Genomic DNA, 19470 nt, shown 5'->3' on the forward strand with positions numbered 1-19470 from the left:
GCCGCGCCCAGCCGAAATCTGGACTCCGCCTCGCTCCGACCCCAGTTATGAAGCTCGCTCCGGCCCCAGTTTTGAAGCTCGCTCCGGCCCCAGTCATGAAACGGGCCCTGGCGGGCTCAGGACTCGCGGACCACCAGGTGGCCGTGGACGATGTGGGTGCCCGGGGCGGGGTTGCCGTCGATCGCGGCGAGCAGGAGGTCGCCCGCGCGCCGGCCGATCTCCTCGAGGCCCAGGTCGACTGTGGTCAGTGGGGGGCGGGCGGCCTCGGCCAGGACCGCCCAGTTGTCGGTGCCGACGAGGCCGACCTGCTCGGGCAGGTTGATGCCGGACTCGCGCAGCCCGTCGGCGACGCCGCGGGCCACCACGTCGTTGCCGCAGAACACGCCGTCGATGTCGGGGACGCTGCGCAGCAACTGGGCGGCCGCGAAGCGCCCCCACACCTCGGTCCAGCCGCCGAACAGTGGCTCGCCGGCGAGCTCCAGCCCGAATTCGGCGAGGGCCTCGGCGGCGCCGGCGGCCCGCTCGCGGGCTGAGGCGTGCGACTGCGGACCGGTGATGTGGGCGATGCGCCGCCGGCCGGTCTTGACCAGGTGCTCGATGGCGAGCCGGGCGGCGCCGCGCTCGTCGCTGACGACGCTGCAGTCCTGGGGGTCGCTGCTGCGGGCGAAGGCGTACACGACCGGGACCGGCAGGTCGTCGCTCAGCGGCCGCCGGGCGTCGGTGCGGCGCCCGGCCACGATGATGCCGTCCACCTGGCGGTCGAGGAGTTTGCGCAGGTGGTGACGTTCGCGGATGGGGTCGTCGCGGCTGTCGCAGAGGAAGGCGTCCATCTCGCCGACGCCGAGGGAGTCCTCGACGCCGCGCATGACCGGGATGCTGAAGCGGCCGTAGCTGTCGGTGGTGATGATGCCGACGGTGAAGGTCCGGCCGCTGAGCAGGCTGCGCGCGACGGTGCTGGGGCTGAAGCCGAGCTCGTCGGCGGCGGCGCGGACCCGGGCGCGGGTCTCCTCCCGGAGGCTGCCGCGGCCGTTGAGTGCCTTCGAGACGGTGCCGGGGGAGACCCCGGCGAGAGCGGCGACGTCGGCGATGCCGGCTCGCCGCGTCATCGCCCGGGAGGCGGTGCTGTCGGTCATGGGCAACTCCGGCGGGGGCGGCGGAAACGGTGGACGCGAGCCGAGCATAGGCGGAAAAGGTTTTCCGGACAAAAGTTGGCGCTCACAAGCAAGTGTGATTTAGGTCTTGACCAAGCGGGGTGAACATCCTAACTTGGCGCTAGGCAAACGGTTTCCATCGTGTTTCCGATCGTTTTCTTCCTGCTCTGCCGTGTGCGCGGCCTGACGGACGCGCCCCGTGGACAATCGAGAGGCCAGCTCGTGAGCCTTCGCACCACGCCAACCCCCGCCGGACCGGTCGCACCCCGCCGGACTGCCCGGCTGACCCCGCTGCCGTCCCCGGCCGCCCGCCTCGCCCGCGGCTCCTTCCTCGGCGCCTGGCAGGAGCTCAACGCCGACGCGACCATCGGGCACTGCGTCGACAACCTGGAGACCAGCGGCGTGCTCGCCAACTTCCGGCGGCTCGTCGACGGCGGCCCGCAGGGCGCTTTCCAAGGCTTCTGGTTCGCCGACTCCGACCTCTACAAGACCCTCGAAGCAGTCGGCTGGGAGATCGGCCGCAGCGGCACCGACCGCTGGGCGGAGCTGCTGGACGACGTGGCCGGCCTGCTCGAACGGGTGCAGGAACCGGACGGCTACCTCAACACGTACGTGCAGGGAACGCCGGGCGAGCAGCGGTTCGCCCGGCCGGACTACACCCACGAGCTGTACTGCGCCGGTCATCTCGTGCAGGCGGCCGTGGCCCTGCACCGCGGCAGCGGCGACGAGCGTTTCCTGGCTGTCGCCCGCCGCATCGCCGACCTGATCGTCCGGGAGTTCGGTGACGACGCGAGGGCGCTGATCGACGGGCACCCCGAGGTGGAGACGGCCCTGATCGAGCTCTACCGCGAGACCGGTGACGAGGCCTATCTGCACGCGGCCGAGCTGCAGATCGAGCGGCGCGGCTACGGGCTGCTCGGCCCGGGACACTTCGGCGCCGTGTACTTCCAGGACCACGCGCCGGTGCGCGAGGCGACCGAGGCCGCCGGGCACTCGGTGCGCCAGCTCTACCTGGCCGCCGGGGTCACCGATCTGTACCTGGAGAACGGCGACGAGTCGCTGCTGGTCGCGCAGGAGAAGCTCTGGGAGAGCGCCTTCGGCACGAAGATGTACGTGATCGGCGGGCACGGCTCCCGGCACCGCGACGAGGCGTACGGCGACCCGTACGAACTTCCGCCGGACCGGGCGTACGCCGAGACCTGCGCCTCCATCGCCGCGCTGCAATGGTGCTGGCGGCTGCTGCTGGCCACGGGAAAGCCCCGCTACGCCGAGGAGATGGAACGCGCCCTGGTCAACGCGATCGCCGCGTCGACGTCGGAGACCGGCACCGCGTTCTTCTACTCCAACCCGCTGCAGCTGCGCACCGGCCACGACGGTACGAGCGAGGACGCACCCAGCGAGCGGCTGCCCTGGTACCGCTGCGCCTGCTGCCCGCCCAACCTGGCCCGGCTGCTCGCCTCCGTGCACGCGTACGCCGCGACCGGCGACGACACCGGCCTGCAACTGCACCTGATCACCGCGGGCGAGTTCAGCGCTGCGGGGCTGACCGCGAAGGTCGAGACCGGTTATCCGTACGACGGCGACGTCCTGATCGTCACCCGGGGCACCGGAGAGCTGTCGGTACGCGTCCCGAGCTGGGCCACCGACGCCACGGCGGAGGTGACCGGCGGCAAGATCCTTGCCGAGGCCACGCCCGGCGGCTACCTGCGCGTGGCCTGCACGGGCGAAACCACCGTCCGGATCGCCCTGCCGATGACCCCGCGCCTGGTCCGCGCCGACGAGCGGGTCGACGCCGTCCGCGGCTGCGTGGCCGTGCTGCGGGGCCCGGTCGTCTACTGCGTCGAGCAGGCCGACCTGCCCGACGGCGTACTCGTCGAGCAGTTGCGCCTGGACCCGGCCGCTGCCGTCACCGAGGAAGGCACCCGGTTGCGGCTGTCGGGCTTCGCCCGCAAGGACGACCCGGACCTCTATCCCGCCCACGAACCGGCGCCCGCCGCCGGGGACGAGTCCATCACCTTCACCGCGATTCCCTACCACTCCTGGGCGAACCGGGGGCCGGGCGCCATGCGCGTCTGGCTGCCGCTCGCCTGACCGCTCACATCGCAGAAAGCGACTCCACCATGGTCAGGAGTAACTCCCGGCTCGCGGCGGCCTTCGCCGCCACGGCCGCCCTCACCCTCGTCCTCTCCGGCTGCGGCGGCAGCGACGAGAAGACCTCGAGCGCCACCGACAAGCCGACCGGCACCGCGACGCTGTGGGCGCGGGACAACGAGAAGGCCTTCATCAACCTGCTCGCCGAGCAGTACAACAAGACCCACGACGGCAAGGTCCAGGTCACCATCGTCCCGTCGGCGAACTTCGTGCAGAAGTTCGGTACGGCCGCCGCGCAGGGCTCCGGCCCCGACATCGCCTCGATCGACCTGGTCTACCTGCCGTACTTCGCCTCCAAGGGCGTACTCGACGACCTCAGCCCGGTCCTCGACTCGCTGACCTGGAAGGACGGCCTGAGCCCGGCGCACAAGAAGCTCGCGATCTACGACGGCAAGACGTACGCCCTGCCGTTCACCGCCGAGGCCTCGGTGACGTTCTACAACAAGGACCTGTTCAAAAAGGCGGGCCTGGACCCGGCGAAGCCGCCCGCGAACTACGACGAGATGCTCGCCGACGCCCGCGCGATCCGCAAGCTCGGCGGCGACTACTACGGCTTCACCATGGCCGGGCAGTGCGGTGGCTGCAACGTCTTCGAGTTCGCGCCGCACGTGTGGGCCAGCGGCGGCCAGGTGCTGTCCGACGACGGCAAGACCGCCCACCTGGACAGCCAGGAGGTGACCGACGCGCTGACGTTCTACCGGCAGATGCAGACCGAGGGCCTGATGCCCCCGACGGCGAAGACCGACAACGGCACCGTCCAGTCCACCGCCTTCCAGAGCGGCAAGGTCGGCATGGTCAACCTCGGCGCGTTCTTCGTGGGCAACCTCGTGAAGGACAAGAAGATCGACTTCGGGGTGACTCCGATCGTCGGCAAGACCGGTGGCACGGCGTCGTTCGCCGGCGGCGACGAGATCGCGGTCACCAAGACCGCCAAGAACAAGTCCGTCGCGTACGACTTCGTCAAGTGGTCGACCAGCGAAGAAGCGCAGACGATCCTCGCCAACAACGCGATCGTCCCCGTCCGCACCGACCTCATCGACAAGATCTACGCGCCGCTCGACCCGCGATACAAGGCGCTCGGCGACGCCATGTCGACCGGCCAGACGCCGTACAGCGTGGTCGAGAACGCCATCATCAACGACAACAACGGCTCCTGGGCCACCATGATCAACCAGGGTGTCTTCGGCACCGGCGACATCAAGGGCGTGCAGGCCACCGCGCAGAAAGCCGCCCAGGCCATCATCGACAAAGGCTGAGTTGCTGCGACGGGCCCGCCGCGGGTGGCCGCGGCGGGCCCGATCCTCATAGGAGGAAGGACACATGACGGACACCACCAGCCGGGCGGCGGCATCGACGTCGCGGGCGCCCGCACCGAAGCCCGTACGCGGTCCCTGGCTCACCAACCGGCGGCGCCGGCTGCTGACGGGCCTGGCCCTCGTGACGCCGGCCCTCGCCGTCGTCACCGTCTTCTTCATCGTGCCGCTGATCATGACGTTCTGGATGTCCCTGCACGACTGGCCGCTGCTCGGCGAGCACCGCTTCATCGGCCTGGACAACTACCGCCGGGCGTTCAAGGACAGCGAGTGGCTGCACGCCATCCGCTTCACCCTCGAATACACGCTGATCATCACGCCCGTACTGCTGATCGTCGCCCTCGCCCTCGCCTTCCTCGTGCACCGTGGTGGCCGGGCGGCGCGCGTGTTCCAGTCGGTGTTCTTCCTGCCGGTGGTCATCGGCTTCGCCGCTGCGGCGTACCTGTGGCTCTATCTTGCCCAGCCTGGCCTGGGCCCCCTGTCGGACCTGGCCGCGAAGCTGGGAATCGCCGGCCGCGACACCAACTGGTTCGCCACCGCGACCAGCGGCCTGCTGCTGGTCTGCCTGATGGTGGTCTGGAAGGTCGCCGGCATGCAGATGGTCCTGCTGCTGTCGGGCCTGCAGTCGATCCCCGTCGAGGTCAACGAGGCCGCGCTGATCGACGGCGCGGGCCCGTGGAAGACGTTCCGCTACGTCACCGTGCCGCTGCTGCGCCCGACCCTCGCGCTGGTGCTGGTCTTCTCGGTGGCGGGCTCCCTGCTCGCCTTCGACCAGTTCTACATCATGACCTCGGGCGGGCCGTCCAACGGCACCATCACCGCCGTCTACCAGATCTACCGCACCTCCTTCATCAACTTCGAGCTCGGCTACGGCGCCGCGCTGTCCGCCATGCTGATGGTGGTCCTGGCGGCAGTCAGTGCGCTGCAGATGCTCCTGCTGCGGAAGACGGACAACTGATGGACACCCTCACCGATGTACGTCGGAGCCTGCCACGCGCCGCCTGGTGGGCCGCCTGCCTCTGCGTCTCGGTCCTCGTTCTCTACCCGCTCTACGTCATGCTGTCGCAGTCGCTCAAGAGCGGCGCCGAAGCGGCCGAGAACCCCCCGACGATGTACCCCCACCAGCTCTCCGTCGACAACTACAAGGCGTTGCAGGACACCGGCCAGTACGGCATCTGGCAGCACGTCGGCAACAGTCTCGCCGTCGCCGGGGGCGCCACCCTGCTCACCGTCGCCCTGGCCACGCTCGCCGGGTACGGCTTCGCGAAACTGCGGTTCCGGGGCAGCGGTGTGCTGTTCTTCATCATCCTGGCCACCTTCATGATCCCGTTCCAGGCGATCATCACGCCGCTCTTCTCGATCCTGCACGGCCTCGGCCTGAGCAACACCCTGCTCGGGCTCACGCTGGTCTACACCACGTTCCAGCTGCCGTTCGGCATCTTCCTGATGCGCAACAGCTTCGCCTCGCTCCCCGCCGGCATCGAGGAAGCCGCCTTCATCGACGGCTGCGGCTTCTTCGGCGCGATGACCCGGGTCCTGCTGCCCGTCGCCGTCCCGGGCCTGATCAGCACCGCCCTGTTCACGTTCTTCACCTGCTGGAACGAGTTCTTCGCCGCGCTCATCCTGATCACCGACGAATCCAAGTTCACCCTGCCGGTAACCCTGACCGTCCTCGCCTCCAACCAGCTCGGCACCCTCAACTGGGGCATCATGCAGGCCGGCGTCGCGGTCACCGCGATCCCGTGCATCGTGCTCTACCTGCTCCTCCAGCGCTACTACGTGGCGGGCCTGGTCGCGGGCTCCGTCAAGTGACCGGGGCCGCCCGGCAGGATCGCATCCGGCGATTCGCTGCAACTCGGCGGGCTTCCTGTCGATCGTGTGGGTATGGCAGATCTGCGCGCGGGCTCCTCCCGGCTGCTGACGGCATCCGTGTGGGGGGCGGGTGCGGTGCTCGCGGTGATCGTGGTGCAGATGGTGACCGGGTGGGGCAGTGATCACCAGATACGGGTGCTCAATGACCTGGCGTATGTGCCGGCCACCCTGCTGACCGCGGCGCTGGGGCTCCAGCTGATCACCAGAGGCGGCCTGCACCGGCGGGAGCGCCGTGCCTGGGTCCTGCTGGAGGTGGCGTTCATCGGGCAGGGTGTGGCGCATGTGGTGTCGCTCATCCGGGACTTCCAGCCCGGGTTGCCCCCGTATCCGAACGTCTCCGACTATCTGTACCTGGCGGCGATCCCGTTCGTGGTCGCCGGGCTGTTGCTGCTCCCGGCCGCGCGGCGGGACCGCGGCGATCGGCTCAAGCTGCTGATCGACTCGCTCATCATCGTGGCCGGTGCCTGTATGGCGCTGTGGTACCTGGAGATCGGCCCGATGCTGCAGTATCCGGGTGCGGACCCGGCGGTGATCGCGTTCTCCACCGCGGTGCCGGTCCTCGACCTGCTGCTGGTCTTCGCGCTCATCATCCTGCTGCTGCGCCGTCCGGAGGCGGGTGCCGCGGTGAGCCTGCTGAGCGGCTCAATGGCGTTGAAGGTGGTCGCCGACAGCACGTACACCGTGGCGTACATCCAGTTCGGTATCGCTTACCGGCCGGGCAGCTGGCCCTTCCTGCTGTGGGCGGCGGGATCCTTCCTCACGCTGCTCGCCGTCCATCGCCGGCTGTGCCAGGACGGCTTGACGCAGGCCCGGCGCCGGGGTCGCAAGCGGCTCGGCTGGCTGCCGTACGGTGCGATCGTCCTGGCGTACGGACTGATCGCCTTTGTCGCCCGGCACCAGGCCCTGTATCCGCTCGGCGGAATGATCTTCGGCGGGGTCGCGATCACGTCCCTCGTGATCGCCCGGCAGCTGTTCGCCCAGCGGGAGAACCGCCGGCTCGCCGTCACCGACCCGCTCACCGGGCTGTCCAACCGGGCCCTCATCGCCGAGCGTCTCACCGAGCTGGTCCGCCAGCCGATACGCGAGGGCCGCCACGGTGCCGTCCTGCTCATCGATCTGGACCGGTTCAAGCCCATCAACGACACGTACGGCCACGAGGCCGGGGACGCCGTGCTCAAGGCGGTCGCGACGGCGCTGCGCGCGGTGATCCGGTCCGGTGACACCGCTGGGCGGCTGGGCGGTGACGAGTTCGCCGTGGTGCTGCCGGGGCTACCGAGCCGGGCCGCCGCCGAGGGCATCGCGCAGCGGCTGGTCGACGCGCTGCGTACCCCGGTGATCTTCGGTGACGCGGTTCTCGGCGTCGAGGCGAGCATCGGCGTCGCCTTCCGGGACGAGACCACGGCCGATATCGAGCAGCTGCTCGCGCACGCGGACGCCGCCATGTACGCGGTGAAGCGTTCCGGCCGTGGCCGCTACGGCGTCTACACGCCCGAGCTGGACATTCGCGTACGCGACGCCGAAATGCGGCGCGCCGTGGAGAACGACGAGTTCGTCGTCCATTTCCAGCCCGTGGTCCGGCTGACCGGCGACGGCGGGGGCATGACCGTCGAGGCGCTGGTGCGCTGGAACCACCCGGCCCGCGGGTTGCTGATGCCGGGTGCCTTCATCGAGCTGGCCGAGGAGACCGGCGCGGTGGTCGCCATCGGGGAGTGGGTGCTGCGCGAGGCGTGCCGGCAGGCCGCCGGCTGGCAGACGGTGAATCTGAGCGTCAATCTCTCCGCGCGCCAGGTGACCCGGACCGGGCTGGCCGAGACGATCCGCGACATCCTGGCTGAGACCGGGTTCCCCGCCGACCGGCTGGTACTGGAGCTGACCGAGAGCGTCATCCTGCACCCCGACGAGGCGACCGTGGCACGCCTGGAGGCGTTGCGCGCCATGGGCATCGGCATCTCGGTCGACGATTTCGGCACCGGTTACTCGGCGCTGAGCTATCTGCGTACCCTCCCGGTCAGTGTCCTCAAGATCGACCGTTCGTTCATCACGGGCATCGACACCGACCCCGACACGTACGCCGTGGCCGAGGCACTGGTCCGGCTCGCCAAGGCGTACCGGCTGCAGGTGGTCGCCGAAGGGATCGAGACCGCGGAGCAGGCCCGCTGCGTGACCGAGATGGGCTGCGACTACGGCCAGGGCTACCACTTCGCCCGCCCGATGCCCGGCCCCGCCCTGGCCGAACTCCTCGCCGCACGCCTCAGCCCAGAGCGCTCCTGACCAGCGCCGCGACGGTCGCGGCACCGTCGGCGGTGAGTTCCGTCAGGGCGTACGAGGTCGGCCAGAGCCCGCCCTTGTCGTCGAGGTGCGCCTCGGGGCTGAAGCCCAGCGTCGAATAGCGCGCCTTGTCCATCAGGCCGCTGCGGAAGAACACGACGACCTTGCCGTTCCTGGCCCAGCCCGGCTGTCCATAATAGAGCTTCGGCGACAGGCCGGGGGCGGCCTCCGTGACGACGGCGTGCAGCCGTTCGGCCATGCCGCGGTCGGGCTCGGGCATCTCGGCGATCTTCGCCAGCACCGCGGCCTGCTCGGCGGCGGCCTTGTCCACGGCGGTGGCCCGCCGGGACCCGGCCTTTAGCTCGGCGGCGCGGTCCTTCATGGCGGCGCGTTCCTGCGCGGAGAATGTCGGGCTCATCTCGTCACGTTAGCGGCCGGCACGCCGAGCGCACTTCTCGATTCCTGATCGCCTTGCCGGTGTCCTGAATCGGCAGTTGCTCGTCAGCCTGGGTGGACCAGCGCCTTCCGTAGCGGAGGCCGGTGGCGTACTGGGAGCGGATCGTCTTGCCGTGTGCGGCCGGCTTGTCGACCGGTGGCGTTGCCCGGTTGGTCGGGGATCACGGCCGATGGTCACGAAGCCCGCCCCACCACCCACTGGCCGCGGCCGAGGCGTCGCGTCCCTGCCGCGAGGCAGAATGGTGCGCCGGACGGAGGGATACGCGAACTTTCTGCGGTGTTGCTCCCCCACCCGGCCAATCACATCTGACAGAACTTGGACCTCGCCGCAGACTCGCCGTGATCCATCAGATGCGTCTAGCACTCCAGCAGGAGATCATTCGTGAGCTGGTGCAGCGGTCGAGGTCCTGCGGGCTCCAGCGAGATTAGTGCGGTTCGCGGGGTTGATCGGGTAGTGGCCAGAGGATGTGGTACCAGTCTTCGGTGCCTGGGACGCATCGTCGGCTGATGTCAATGAACACCGGGCCGTAGGGCGATTCGACACGCCAATGTTCGAACTGGTCCAGCTCGTGGGCCGAGTAGCGTGCGAGCAGGCTGGCAAGTTGACGGATCTCCGCGTCCGTCATGCGATCTGGGGTGGCGTCCTCGGCTGCCATGTCGTCATCTTGCTGCATCGGATAACCTGCGACCCCGTCAGGGTTCGGTGAGGTGGAGACCAGCGACGAAATCGTGGACCCGGCGTCGTGGCTCGAGTCGTGCGAAGCGTGCCTCGATCGTGTCCATCAGCTCGCTGGACAGCTCGGACCATCGCTGAGCATCTACTTTGTAGGCGGCAGCCACCGCCGAATCTTGGGTCCACACAACCACGAGACTCAGCGGTGGCTGCTTGCTGTCCACGGACAAAGCCACACGTCACAGCAGGCCAGAACGGATCTCCTGCTGGAGTACTGGGCCCCGGGGCACGATGTTGCGGCGTCGCGGGTTTCGGCGCAACATCGTGCGGCGTCGGTCGGCAAGCATGGGCCAATCACGTCTGGCGAGGGAACACATGTTCTGCATTCGGCCTCGCGGCCTCAAGCGTCGTGAGTAGGTGGCGGGCGGCGGCGCACGCCGAGACGATCCGCGGCCGTTAGGCCAAGGCCAGCGCCGTCGTCAGGAAACGACCGGCTCAGGATGCTGGCCGGCGTTGAGGACGGCGGTGATGTCGCACTGGATGAGGGTGGCGCCGTCGAAGGTGGCGGCGATGGTGTGGCGGGCGGGGCGGCTGGCGGGGTCGGGGAACATGGCGAGCCATTCGCGGTTGAGGGCGTCGCGGTCGCGGTAGTCGCGGAGCCAGACGGTCATTTTGGCGATGTCGTCCGTGGTGCCGCCGGCGGCCTCGACGATCGCGCGGACCTGCTGGAACATGGTGGCGCACTGGGTGTTCAGGTCGGCCGGCATGGTCCTGGTCCGCGGGTCGCGTCCGGTGATGGCGCCGGAGAAGACGAAGGGGCCGATGCGGCACGCGGCCGGGACCGGGTTGTCGTGGGTGATGCCGGGGACGTCGATGCTCTGCCGGTGCGGGTTCATCCGGCGGCCACCCGGTTCTCGAGGGCGCCGAGGCCGTCGATCTCGGCGCGCACCACGTCGCCCGGCCGCAGCCAGTTGCGGGTGGGGGCGCCGATGCCCGCGGGGGTGCCGGTGGCGAGGATGTCGCCGGGCATGAGGGTCATGACCGTGGTGAGCTCGGCGATCTGGTCCCAGATGTTGTGGATCATGTCGCCGGTCGTCCAGTCCTGGCGGGTCTCGCCGTTGACCGTGAGACGCAGGCGCAGGTCGTGCGGGTCGGTGATCTCGTCGTCCGTGGTGAGCCAGGGGCCGATGGGGCCGTGGGTGTCGAAGGACTTCCCGAGGGTGAACGTGGGGGAGCGTGCGGAGAGCCAGTCGCGGACGGACACGTCGTTGGTGACCAGGTAGCCGGCGACGACCGACCGCGCGTCCGCCGCGCTGACGTTGCGGCACCGGGTGCCGATCACCACGCCGAGTTCGATCTCGTAGTCCAGTTGCTCGGAGACGACGGGCCGCACGATGTCATCGTACGGTCCGGTGATGCACGAGACCTGCTTGTTGAACCACATCTGGTTGACGGGGACGGGGATGCCGGCCGCGCGGGCCTCCTCGGCGTGCGCCCTGTAGTTCATGCCGATCGCCAGGTACTTCTGCGGATCGTCGACGGGTGCCTCGAGGGTGACGTCGGCGAGGGCGAAGGAGGGTCCGGTGGCGGTCGTCAGGCCGAGTGACGTGAGCCGGGGCAGGACGGCCCGCAGCGATGTTCCGGCCACGGCGGAGACGTCGATGACCCGGTCGCCGTCGACGCGGCCGAGGTGGACAACCCCGTCGGGGGTGCGGAATCGAGCCAGTTTCACGGTCGCTGCTCCTCGGACGCAAGGGCGGGCCAGGCCTGCTCGCCGTACGGTGTCATCTGAAAGCTGATGAAGCGCCAGCCGCCGCCGGCTGCGCGGTGCAGCACCTGGGTCGCGACGCCGGAGAGCACCCGTTCGCCGCCGTCGGCCGTGCGGAGCCGGTTGGTGATCGCGCCGGTGATGACGGCGACGTCGCCGAAGAGCCGGATGACCAGCTCACCCCGTTCGATGCCGAGATAGGCGCGGCGGGTCGCGGTGTGTTCCAGCAGTTGCGCCTTGGTGTGGGTGACGCCGGGGGCATGGATGTGTACGAGGGACTCGTCGAACAGTTCGTCGAGGGTGGCGAGGTCGACGTCGATGAGGGCGCGTCGGCGGCGTTCCTCCACGGCGAGCAGCTCCGCGTGCTGCTGCGGGTCGCTCATGGATGCTCCCGCGTGTAGTGCTGCCGCAGGAGGTCCTTGCCGTAGTCGTTGCCGTTGGGCGTACGCACGATGGTGTGCACGTGGAAGCGGGCCGGTTCGGTGTTGGTGAGCCAGACGCCGGTGTGGTTGTCGAACTCGACCATGATGACGGGGCTCTGGACGCGGTAGTAGAACGGCGAGACACCGTCGTCGGGCCCGATCCAGCTGAACCAGGTGTCGTCGAGGGCGGCTTCGACCTGGCGCATCCGGGCCTCGAACGGGCGTGGCGGCAACAGGTCGAGGAAGCTCGCCACCACGTCGCGCAGGTGTTGCTGTTGACCACCGGTGAGAGAGCGGGCGTTCACCCCCTCGTACGGGATGATCCGGTTGTCCCGGTACGCGCCGCCGAGCTGGCGTTCGTCGGCGAAATGCCAGCGGTCGGCGGGCATCGCCGGGTCGCGCATCTCGCGGTAGGTCTGCGCCCGGTGCCGCAGCTCCGGCGGCAGCGAGCGCATCAGGTCGATGCCGGTGAGTGCCTCGCGCCGGAAGAGCTCGTAGCGGTTGTCGACCGCGGCGGGTTCGGCGCCGAGGAACGTGGGGGAGACGACGATCTGCCCGCCGAGGATGAGCACGTTGATCGCGAGGTGGTGACCGTAGAGGTTCCAGCCCCACGGCCCGGTCTCGCTGGGCTCGCCGAACAGCAGGAAGTGGTAGCTCCACTCGTTCATGACGGTACGCAGGTCGTAGAGCTCGCCGAGGAACAGGTTGGCGTCGCGTACCCGCTCGGTCCTGAGGTAGCCGTCGTCACTGAAGCAGGTGCGCATGAGGGCGGTGACCGCGTCGCGCACCTCACCATCGGCCTCGTCGAGGCGGATGCCGTGGGAGTTCATCGGCCATTCGGGGTTGTACCAGTCGCGCCACTGCTCGGCGTCGATCGGATAGCGGGCCCGGTCGGGGAGGACCTTCAGCAGGGCGGTGCCGGCGGTGGTCGCCGCGCGGACGTCGAAGCCCTCGTCGGCGATGGCGTACAGGTCGTCGAGCACGGTGCCGTCGGTGGTGATGCCGCGGAACGGCTGCCGATAGAGGTTCTGCCAGAGTGAGATGAGACCCTGGGCCCGGTCGGTGGCGCGGATCGGTGCGGCGTAGGTCCACGGGTCGAGTCCGCGGCCCTGCACCAGCCGGGGCGAGTCCTGCGGGATGAGGAAGTCCTGGTAGTTCACGCGGATCGGAACCCGGTCGCCTGGCCGGCTTCCCAGCCGGGCCGTTCCTGTCCGACGAGCTTGTGGTATTTGCTGAAGATCTCGTCGGCCTCGGCGAGCGGGAGCACCTTCTCGATGTCGTCGAAGCGCCGGCCGTCGGTGCGTTCGGCGACCATCCGGCGGATCACCTCGTAGCCCTCGCCGCGGTGCGACATGACGATGCGGTTGACGGCTTCGCGGCGCTCGTCCTCGTAGGCCTGCAGCGCCGCGACCGGGTCGCCGACGGTGGCGAGCTTCTCGGCGATGACGCGCCCGTCGACCAGGGCCTGGCAGGCGCCGTTGCCGCCGCGTGGATACATGGCATGGGCGGCGTCGCCGAGCAGGGTGACCCGCCCGTCGCACCACGAGTCGAGCGGTTCGTGCCGGATGAGGGGGAAGAGATAGACCTCGCGGGCGTTGCGCAGCATCTCCTGCACGTCCAGGAAGGGGATGTCGGTGTCGTCGTAGTGGCGCAGGATCTCGTCGACGCTGCCCCGCTGGTTCCAGTCCTCGACCGTCTCGTCGCGGGTCGCCTCGACGACCCAGTTGACCAGGGTCAGCCCGGTGCCCTCGACGTTGTCGAGCAACGGGTAGACGATCATGCTCGACACGCGGGGATCGCCGATGTGCAGGATGGTGCCGCCGGTCTTGAACGGCTTCATCAGCGTCGTGCCGCGCCACATGGTGATGCCGGAGTAGGTGGGGTCGGCGCTCCCGGGGTGCATCTGCCGGCGGATGACCGAGTTGATGCCGTCGGCCGCGATGAGCACGTCGTGGGTCGCCCGGCCGGTGGTGCCGTCGGCGTGCCGGAGCTCCAGCGTGACGCCGTCGCCGTCCTGGTCGTAGCCGAGGACGCGGGTGCCGGGCACGATCACGTCGGGCCCGAGGCGCTCCAGGACCTTCTCGTGCAGGAACATCTGGAAGTAGCCGCGGTGCACGAACCGCTGCTCGTAGCGGTAACCCATGTGCACGCCGCACAGCTCGGCGTAGATCTCCTGCCCGAAGCGGTTGAAGAACAACGATTCCTGGGCGTCGATGGAGATAGTGCGGAATTCCTCGAGCAGGCCGAGCTCGTCGAGCTCCTTGGTGGCGTAGACCTTGACGTCGATGCCGACGCCCAGCGGTCTGAGCTCGGGGACGGCTTCGTAGATGCGGGGGCGCAGGCCCTGCTGGTGCAGTCGCAGTGCGGCCATGAGGCCGCCGGGGCCGGCACCGGCAATGGCGATATCGAGCATCGGTGCTCCCTAGAGCTGGCTCAAATCGTATGCGAACTCATGCACGATATGTTTCGGGCCGGTGTCATGCAAGAGCCATTTCGTATACGAAAATGTTGCGGATCCTCGTTGACTGTCGTGTGCGAAGTCGTATACGGTCCCGAAATCGGTCGCTGCCGACCCTGCTAGGGAGCGATATGACCACTCACGACACCCTCGCCGTCCCGGCCCGCTCGCAGTCCCTGGGCCGGTTCGGATCCCGCTTCGCCGCACTCGCGTTCTGGCTGTTGCTGGCCGTGCTCTACGGCGTGCTGCGGCCGGAGACGTTCCTCACCGCCGGCACCTTCCAGACCATCTTCGGCTCGCAGCAGGCGCTGGTCTTCCTGACCGCCGCGCTGCTGTGCACGATCATCGTCGGCGAGTTCGTCGACATGTCCGTGGCGTCGAACTTCGGCTTCGCGGCGGTCCTCGTCGCGGTGCTCACCGTCAACGAGCACTGGAACGTGTGGCTCGCCGCCGTCGCCGCGGTCGCGGTGTCCACGCTCGTCGGGCTCGTCAACGGCTGGCTGACCGTGCTGCTCGGCGTCAACACCATCGTGGTGACCCTGGGCATGGGCACGTTCCTGCTCGGCCTCGGACTCTGGATCACCGATCTGACACCGGTCTCGGGGCTGCCGTACGACTTCGCCCAGATCGCGCTCCACCCGATTGGCTCGCTGCCGGTCGGCTTCTACGAGGGCGTGGCGCTGATGCTCGTCTTCGCGTACGTCATGAGGTTCACGCCGCTCGGGCGCAACATGCGTTTCGTCGGGGCCAACCGTGAGGTCAGCCGGCTCGCCGGTATCCGGGTCAACCGGCTACGGCTCGGCGCCTTCACCGTCGCGGGCCTGATCGCCGGCGTGGGTGGAGTGGTCGCGGCCGCCGCCACCGGCGGCTTCGACGCCACGGTCTCGCAGTCCTACCTGCTGCCGATCTTCGCGGCCACCTTCCTCGGTACGGCGATCCTCGAACCCGGGAAGTTCAATCCCCTCGGCACGCTGCTCGCCGTCTACTTCCTCGCCACCGGGATCCTCGGCCTGCAACTGCTCGGCGCGGCCGGCTGGGTCTCCTCGGTCTTCTACGGCGGTGTTCTCGTGATCGCCGTGACGATCTCCACGCTGCTGCACCGCAGAGTCTTCTGACCTGTTTCCCGACGCCACCAGGGAGCCCCGCATGCCGACCACCCCGTCCCGGGAGAACCGGACAGTCCTGTCCCTCGCCGCCGCGACCCTGCTGCTGCTCGCCGGCTGTTCCAGCGGCTCCGCTGACACCTCATCCTCGACCACCAGCGCGTCCGGCCCGCTCGCCGGCAAGGTCGCCCAACTGGAAAAGGCCGGTGACACGTACGCCGCCCCGAGCGAACCGATCTCCGGGCTCGCCCAGGTCAAGGGCGCCACCGTCTACTACATCCCGATCACCCAGCAGGCACCCCAGTTCGGCGTCACCGAGACAGCGCTCAAGACGGCGTTCGGCAAGGCCGGCGTCACGCTGCAGACCTGCAACGGCAACGGCAACCCGACCGGCATCTCGGCCTGCCTCAACCAGGCGACGTCGGCGAAGGCGGGCGCGATCATCACCGACGCCATCTCGTACGGGCTGGCCGCGAACTCCTTCGACGCCGCGATCGCCGCGGGCATCCCGGTGCTCAACACCAACCAGATCGAGGACGCCGCCCACCCGCGAGCGGCGAAGCTCGGCTACATCTACGCACCCGGCGACAAGATGATGGTCGCCGCCGCCGACTGGATCATCAACGACTCCAACGGCAAGGCCGAGGTCGTCATCAACCAGAGCACCGACGGGCCCGCGCCGGCCGCCTACGTCGACGCCGCCGAGGCGGAGTTCGCCAAGGAGTGCCCCGCCTGCAAGGTGACCATCAACCCGATCTCCACGGCGAACTTCTCGCTGATCCCCGCGTCCACCAGCTCCGCCCTGCTCAAGAACCCGAACGTGAAGTACGTGGTCTCGGAGTTCGACCAGTTCGTGCAGCCGACCCTGGGCGGCGTGCAGCAGGCGGGCCGGATCGCCGCGGTCAAGGGCCTGACCGGCGGCGCCCAGCTGACCGGCCTGCAGATGCTGAAGACCAAGAACTTCATCTACGCCGCCGCCGGGCAGGCCTCGGCGTACCAGGGCTGGGCCGACGCGGACGCGGTGCTGCGCATGATGACCGGGACCGCCGGCGACGAGCTCCCCGAATACACCATCCCGATCCGGCTGTTCACCCGCGACAACATCGGCGACGTCGCGCTCACCCAGGCCGCGGAGGCCTCCGGCGAGTGGTACGGCCCGACCGGCTACCCCGAGGAGTTCCTCAAGCTCTGGGGTCTGAGTTGAGCACGCCCCCTCGCCTGCGCACCGGGGCGGTGTCGGTCACCTTCGGCCGCAACCGGGTCCTGCGCGACGTCGGGTTCGAGGTCGGCGCGGGTGAGATCCACGCGTTGATCGGGCAGAACGGCTCCGGCAAGTCCACGTTGGTGAAGGTGCTGACCGGCCTCTACGTCCCCGAACCCGGCGCAACCGTCGAGGTCGACGGCGTGCCGCTGCGGCTGCCGGTGCGCCCGCTCGAGGCCCGGGCGAGCGGGGTGGCCGTCGTCCACCAGTCCCTCGGCCTGGTCGGCGAGGCGACGGTGCTGGAGAACATGCGCGTCGGCAGGCTGCGCGCCGGACGGCTGTCCCGGCGCATCCACTGGGAGCACGAACGCGCCCAGGCGGCGCGGATGTTCGACCGGCTGGAGCACCACGTGCCGCTCGACACCCCGGTGCACCGGCTCAGCGAGGAGGACCGCGCCACGGTCGCGATCGCCCGGGCCATGCAGGACACCCCGCCCGGCGGCGGGCTCATCATCTTCGACGAGTCGACCCGGGCGCTGAGCCGCCGATCGCTGGAGCACTTCTACGAGATGCTCGACGGCGTGGTCCGGGCCGGGACCTCCGCGCTGCTGATCTCGCACCGGCTGGAAGAGGTCGCGGACGTCGCCGACCGGGTCACCGTGCTGCGGGACGGGGAGCTGGTCGAGGCCGGGCTGCCCGTGACGAGGCGCGGCGAGGGTGAGCTCGCCCGGCTCATGCTCGGGCGCAACCTCGCCGGTCTCAGCTCCGGCGGCGGGCACGCCCGGCCGCAGGACACCCCCGCTGTCGAGCTCACCGGTGTGGCCGGCTCCCGTCTCGACGGCGCCGGTGTGCGGATCGCGCCCGGCGAGATCGTCGGCGTCACCGGACTCGCCGACTCCGGATACCAGGACCTGCCGTACGTGCTCGCCGGGGTCGAGCGGGCCCGGGGCGGCACCCTCGTCGTGGCGGGGAACCCGGTGGACCTCGCCCAGTTCAGCCCGATGGCGGCGATCGACGCCGGTATCGCGCTGGTGCCCGGCGACCGGGAACGCGCAGGCCTGGCGATGGACCAGAGCGTGGCCGAGAACGCGGCGCTGCCCCGCACGGGCGGGCGCGGCTCCCGGCTCGCCCCGATCCGCCGGCGCGCGGAGCTCGCCGGCCTCGCACCCTGGCTCGACCGGCTGGAGCTGAGCCCCCGCGACCCGCACGCCGTCGTGAGCCGGCTCTCCGGCGGCAACCAGCAGAAGGTCGTGCTGGCCAAATGGCTCGCCCGCGCCCCGAAGGTGCTGGCCCTGCACGAACCGACGCAGGCCGTCGACATCGGCGCCCGGGAGACGATCGTCGCCGCGGTCAAGGACGCGGCGGCCGCGGGCTGCGCGGTGCTGGTCGCCAGCGGTGACGAGAACGAGTTGTCGATGCTCTGCGACCGCATCCTCGTCTTCCGCGACGGGCGCGTCTCCGGGGAGCTGACCGGTTCCCCCGGGCCGGACGAGATCGTCGCCGCCGTCTTCTCCTCCACCGACCGCCGGCCGCTGCGCGGGCACAACGAAGAAAGAGGGCTCGTCCCATGACCGTCGTCGACATCAACATCCACCATCTGCCGGAGGACCTGTTCGACAACCCGGCGATCCTCAACGGGTTCCTGAACTCCGCGCCACGCGGCTTCGGGGAGATCGCCCGTGTCGAGACCATGGACAGCGGGAAACGCCACCTGATCCTGGAGAAGCCGAAGGGCTACCAGAACCTCAACTACGTGGAGGGCGACTACTCCGCCGAGTCGAAGCTCGCCGCGATGGACGACGCGGGCGTGGACTACGGCATCATGCGGGTGCCCGTGTGGCAGGAATGGCTCGATCTCGACACGTGCCGGGCGGTCAACGACAACGCCTTCGACATCGTCAAGCGCTCCAACGGGCGCCTGTTCGCCACCGCCTGCGTACCGCCGTGGGGCGGTAAGGAGAACATCTACGAGCTCGAACGGGCCGTGAAGGAGCACGGGGCGGTCGGCGTGCAGCTGGCCTGCCACTACGGGCAGCTCTACCTGGACGACGAGGTGTTCGAGCCGTACCTGAAGGTGCTCAACGAGCTCGACGTGCCGGTGATCGTGCACCACACCCCGCTGCCGGTCGAGTGGCGTTCGGTCATCGACTACACGAACTTCCGCCGTGAGTACGGCCGGATCATGGACCAGGGCATCGCCGTGGGCCGCGAGCTGTTCAGCGGGATGTTCGACAAGTTCCCCCGCCTGCGGTTCATCCACACCATGCTCGGCGGCAACTTCTTCGCCAACACCGCCCTGCTGACCCCGCACGCCTCGAACCGCAAGGAGTCGCTGACCCGGCTCGACCCGACCGGCGGCGACAAGATCAAGGGCTACCTCGAGAACAACATCTTCTTCGACCTGACCCACCCGCACTCGTGGGGCAAGGACCAGGTCGAATGCGCGCTCAAGGTCAACGGCGCCGACCACTACCTGTTCGGCTCGTCGTTCCCGGTCTTCTACGGCTGGATGAGCCAGGGCGTGGAGTTCGTCCGCGACACCCTCGAGATCAGCCAGGCCGACCGCGACGCCGTGCTCGCCGGCAACGCCATCCGGCTGTTCAACCTCCCCATCACGGCCTGAGGCAGGTATTC

The 19470-nt window shown here is 69.3% G+C and carries 18 protein-coding genes; 9 read left to right on the top strand and 9 right to left on the bottom strand.

Translation table 11 applies throughout. The features are described 5' to 3' along the window. Positions 1-116: 116 nt before the first annotated feature. Positions 117-1133 carry a LacI family DNA-binding transcriptional regulator gene (locus Aco04nite_RS24570; protein WP_244876261.1) on the bottom strand — a complete coding sequence of 339 codons (1017 nt, stop codon included), beginning with the start codon at positions 1131-1133 and terminating at the stop codon, positions 117-119. A 240-nt stretch (positions 1134-1373) separates the two neighbouring features. Between Aco04nite_RS24570 and Aco04nite_RS24575 the strand changes: the two genes are divergently transcribed. From Aco04nite_RS24575 to Aco04nite_RS24595, 5 genes are all read left to right on the top strand, one after another. After that, on the top strand, positions 1374-3242 hold the full coding sequence (locus Aco04nite_RS24575) for a glycoside hydrolase family 127 protein (protein ID WP_212999611.1): 1869 nt from the start codon (positions 1374-1376) through the stop codon (positions 3240-3242). 29 nt (positions 3243-3271) lie between these two features. Next, entirely contained in the window at positions 3272-4558 is a 1287-nt protein-coding gene (locus Aco04nite_RS24580; protein WP_212999612.1) for an ABC transporter substrate-binding protein, read from the top strand. A gap of 64 nt (positions 4559-4622) precedes the next feature. Next, positions 4623-5573, top strand: a complete 951-nt coding sequence (locus tag Aco04nite_RS24585; protein WP_212999613.1) for a carbohydrate ABC transporter permease — start codon at positions 4623-4625, stop codon at positions 5571-5573. Next, positions 5573-6427, top strand: coding sequence for a carbohydrate ABC transporter permease (locus tag Aco04nite_RS24590; protein ID WP_203840095.1), 855 nt, complete (start codon positions 5573-5575; stop codon positions 6425-6427). The genes Aco04nite_RS24585 and Aco04nite_RS24590 overlap by 1 nt, the downstream gene beginning before the upstream one ends. 72 nt (positions 6428-6499) lie before the next feature. Then, a complete protein-coding gene (locus tag Aco04nite_RS24595; RefSeq protein WP_244876262.1) occupies positions 6500-8758 on the top strand; it encodes a putative bifunctional diguanylate cyclase/phosphodiesterase in 2259 nt (752 codons plus the stop codon). Here Aco04nite_RS24595 and Aco04nite_RS24600 read toward each other — a convergent pair. The 8 genes from Aco04nite_RS24600 to Aco04nite_RS24635 all read right to left on the bottom strand — a co-directional run bounded on the left by Aco04nite_RS24600 (position 8739) and on the right by Aco04nite_RS24635 (position 14487). After that, positions 8739-9173 carry a DUF1801 domain-containing protein gene (locus Aco04nite_RS24600; RefSeq protein ID WP_212999614.1) on the bottom strand — a complete coding sequence of 145 codons (435 nt, stop codon included), beginning with the start codon at positions 9171-9173 and terminating at the stop codon, positions 8739-8741. The two genes, Aco04nite_RS24595 and Aco04nite_RS24600, sit on opposite strands and share 20 nt — an antisense overlap. 463 nt (positions 9174-9636) lie before the next feature. Beyond that, positions 9637-9885, bottom strand: coding sequence for a hypothetical protein (locus tag Aco04nite_RS24605; RefSeq protein WP_212999615.1), 249 nt, complete (start codon positions 9883-9885; stop codon positions 9637-9639). Positions 9886-9904: 19 nt separating this feature from the next. Then, complete coding sequence (locus Aco04nite_RS24610) at positions 9905-10051, bottom strand: hypothetical protein (protein ID WP_212999761.1); 147 nt, start codon at positions 10049-10051, stop codon at positions 9905-9907. 312 nt (positions 10052-10363) lie between these two features. Continuing rightward, on the bottom strand, positions 10364-10780 hold the full coding sequence (locus Aco04nite_RS24615; protein WP_212999616.1) for a RidA family protein: 417 nt from the start codon (positions 10778-10780) through the stop codon (positions 10364-10366). Then, positions 10777-11616: a fumarylacetoacetate hydrolase family protein gene (locus Aco04nite_RS24620; protein WP_212999617.1), complete on the bottom strand. Its 840-nt coding sequence runs from the start codon at positions 11614-11616 to the stop codon at positions 10777-10779. The genes Aco04nite_RS24615 and Aco04nite_RS24620 overlap by 4 nt, the downstream gene beginning before the upstream one ends. Beyond that, entirely contained in the window at positions 11613-12035 is a 423-nt protein-coding gene (locus Aco04nite_RS24625; protein WP_212999618.1) for a nuclear transport factor 2 family protein, read from the bottom strand. The genes Aco04nite_RS24620 and Aco04nite_RS24625 overlap by 4 nt, the downstream gene beginning before the upstream one ends. Next, positions 12032-13234 carry a DUF3500 domain-containing protein gene (locus Aco04nite_RS24630; protein ID WP_212999619.1) on the bottom strand — a complete coding sequence of 401 codons (1203 nt, stop codon included), beginning with the start codon at positions 13232-13234 and terminating at the stop codon, positions 12032-12034. The genes Aco04nite_RS24625 and Aco04nite_RS24630 overlap by 4 nt, the downstream gene beginning before the upstream one ends. Then, complete coding sequence (locus Aco04nite_RS24635) at positions 13231-14487, bottom strand: FAD-dependent monooxygenase (protein ID WP_212999620.1); 1257 nt, start codon at positions 14485-14487, stop codon at positions 13231-13233. Before Aco04nite_RS24635 ends, Aco04nite_RS24630 begins: the two co-directional genes overlap by 4 nt. 176 nt (positions 14488-14663) lie before the next feature. On the opposite strand from Aco04nite_RS24635, the gene Aco04nite_RS24640 reads away from it, so the two are divergent. The 4 genes from Aco04nite_RS24640 to Aco04nite_RS24655 are packed head-to-tail and all read left to right on the top strand — an operon-like array spanning position 14664 to position 19459. Next, positions 14664-15647 (top strand): ABC transporter permease, encoded by a 984-nt coding sequence (locus Aco04nite_RS24640; protein WP_212999621.1) that lies wholly within the window; start codon positions 14664-14666, stop codon positions 15645-15647. 31 nt (positions 15648-15678) lie between these two features. Then, positions 15679-16839 (top strand): sugar ABC transporter substrate-binding protein, encoded by a 1161-nt coding sequence (locus Aco04nite_RS24645; RefSeq protein ID WP_212999622.1) that lies wholly within the window; start codon positions 15679-15681, stop codon positions 16837-16839. Further along, a complete protein-coding gene (locus Aco04nite_RS24650) occupies positions 16836-18407 on the top strand; it encodes a sugar ABC transporter ATP-binding protein (RefSeq protein ID WP_212999623.1) in 1572 nt (523 codons plus the stop codon). The genes Aco04nite_RS24645 and Aco04nite_RS24650 overlap by 4 nt, the downstream gene beginning before the upstream one ends. Continuing rightward, entirely contained in the window at positions 18404-19459 is a 1056-nt protein-coding gene (locus tag Aco04nite_RS24655; RefSeq protein ID WP_212999624.1) for an amidohydrolase family protein, read from the top strand. The genes Aco04nite_RS24650 and Aco04nite_RS24655 overlap by 4 nt, the downstream gene beginning before the upstream one ends. Positions 19460-19470 lie beyond the last annotated feature (11 nt).

The sequence above is a fragment of the Winogradskya consettensis genome, assembly GCF_018332715.1.
GTDB lineage: Bacteria > Actinomycetota > Actinomycetes > Mycobacteriales > Micromonosporaceae > Actinoplanes > Actinoplanes consettensis.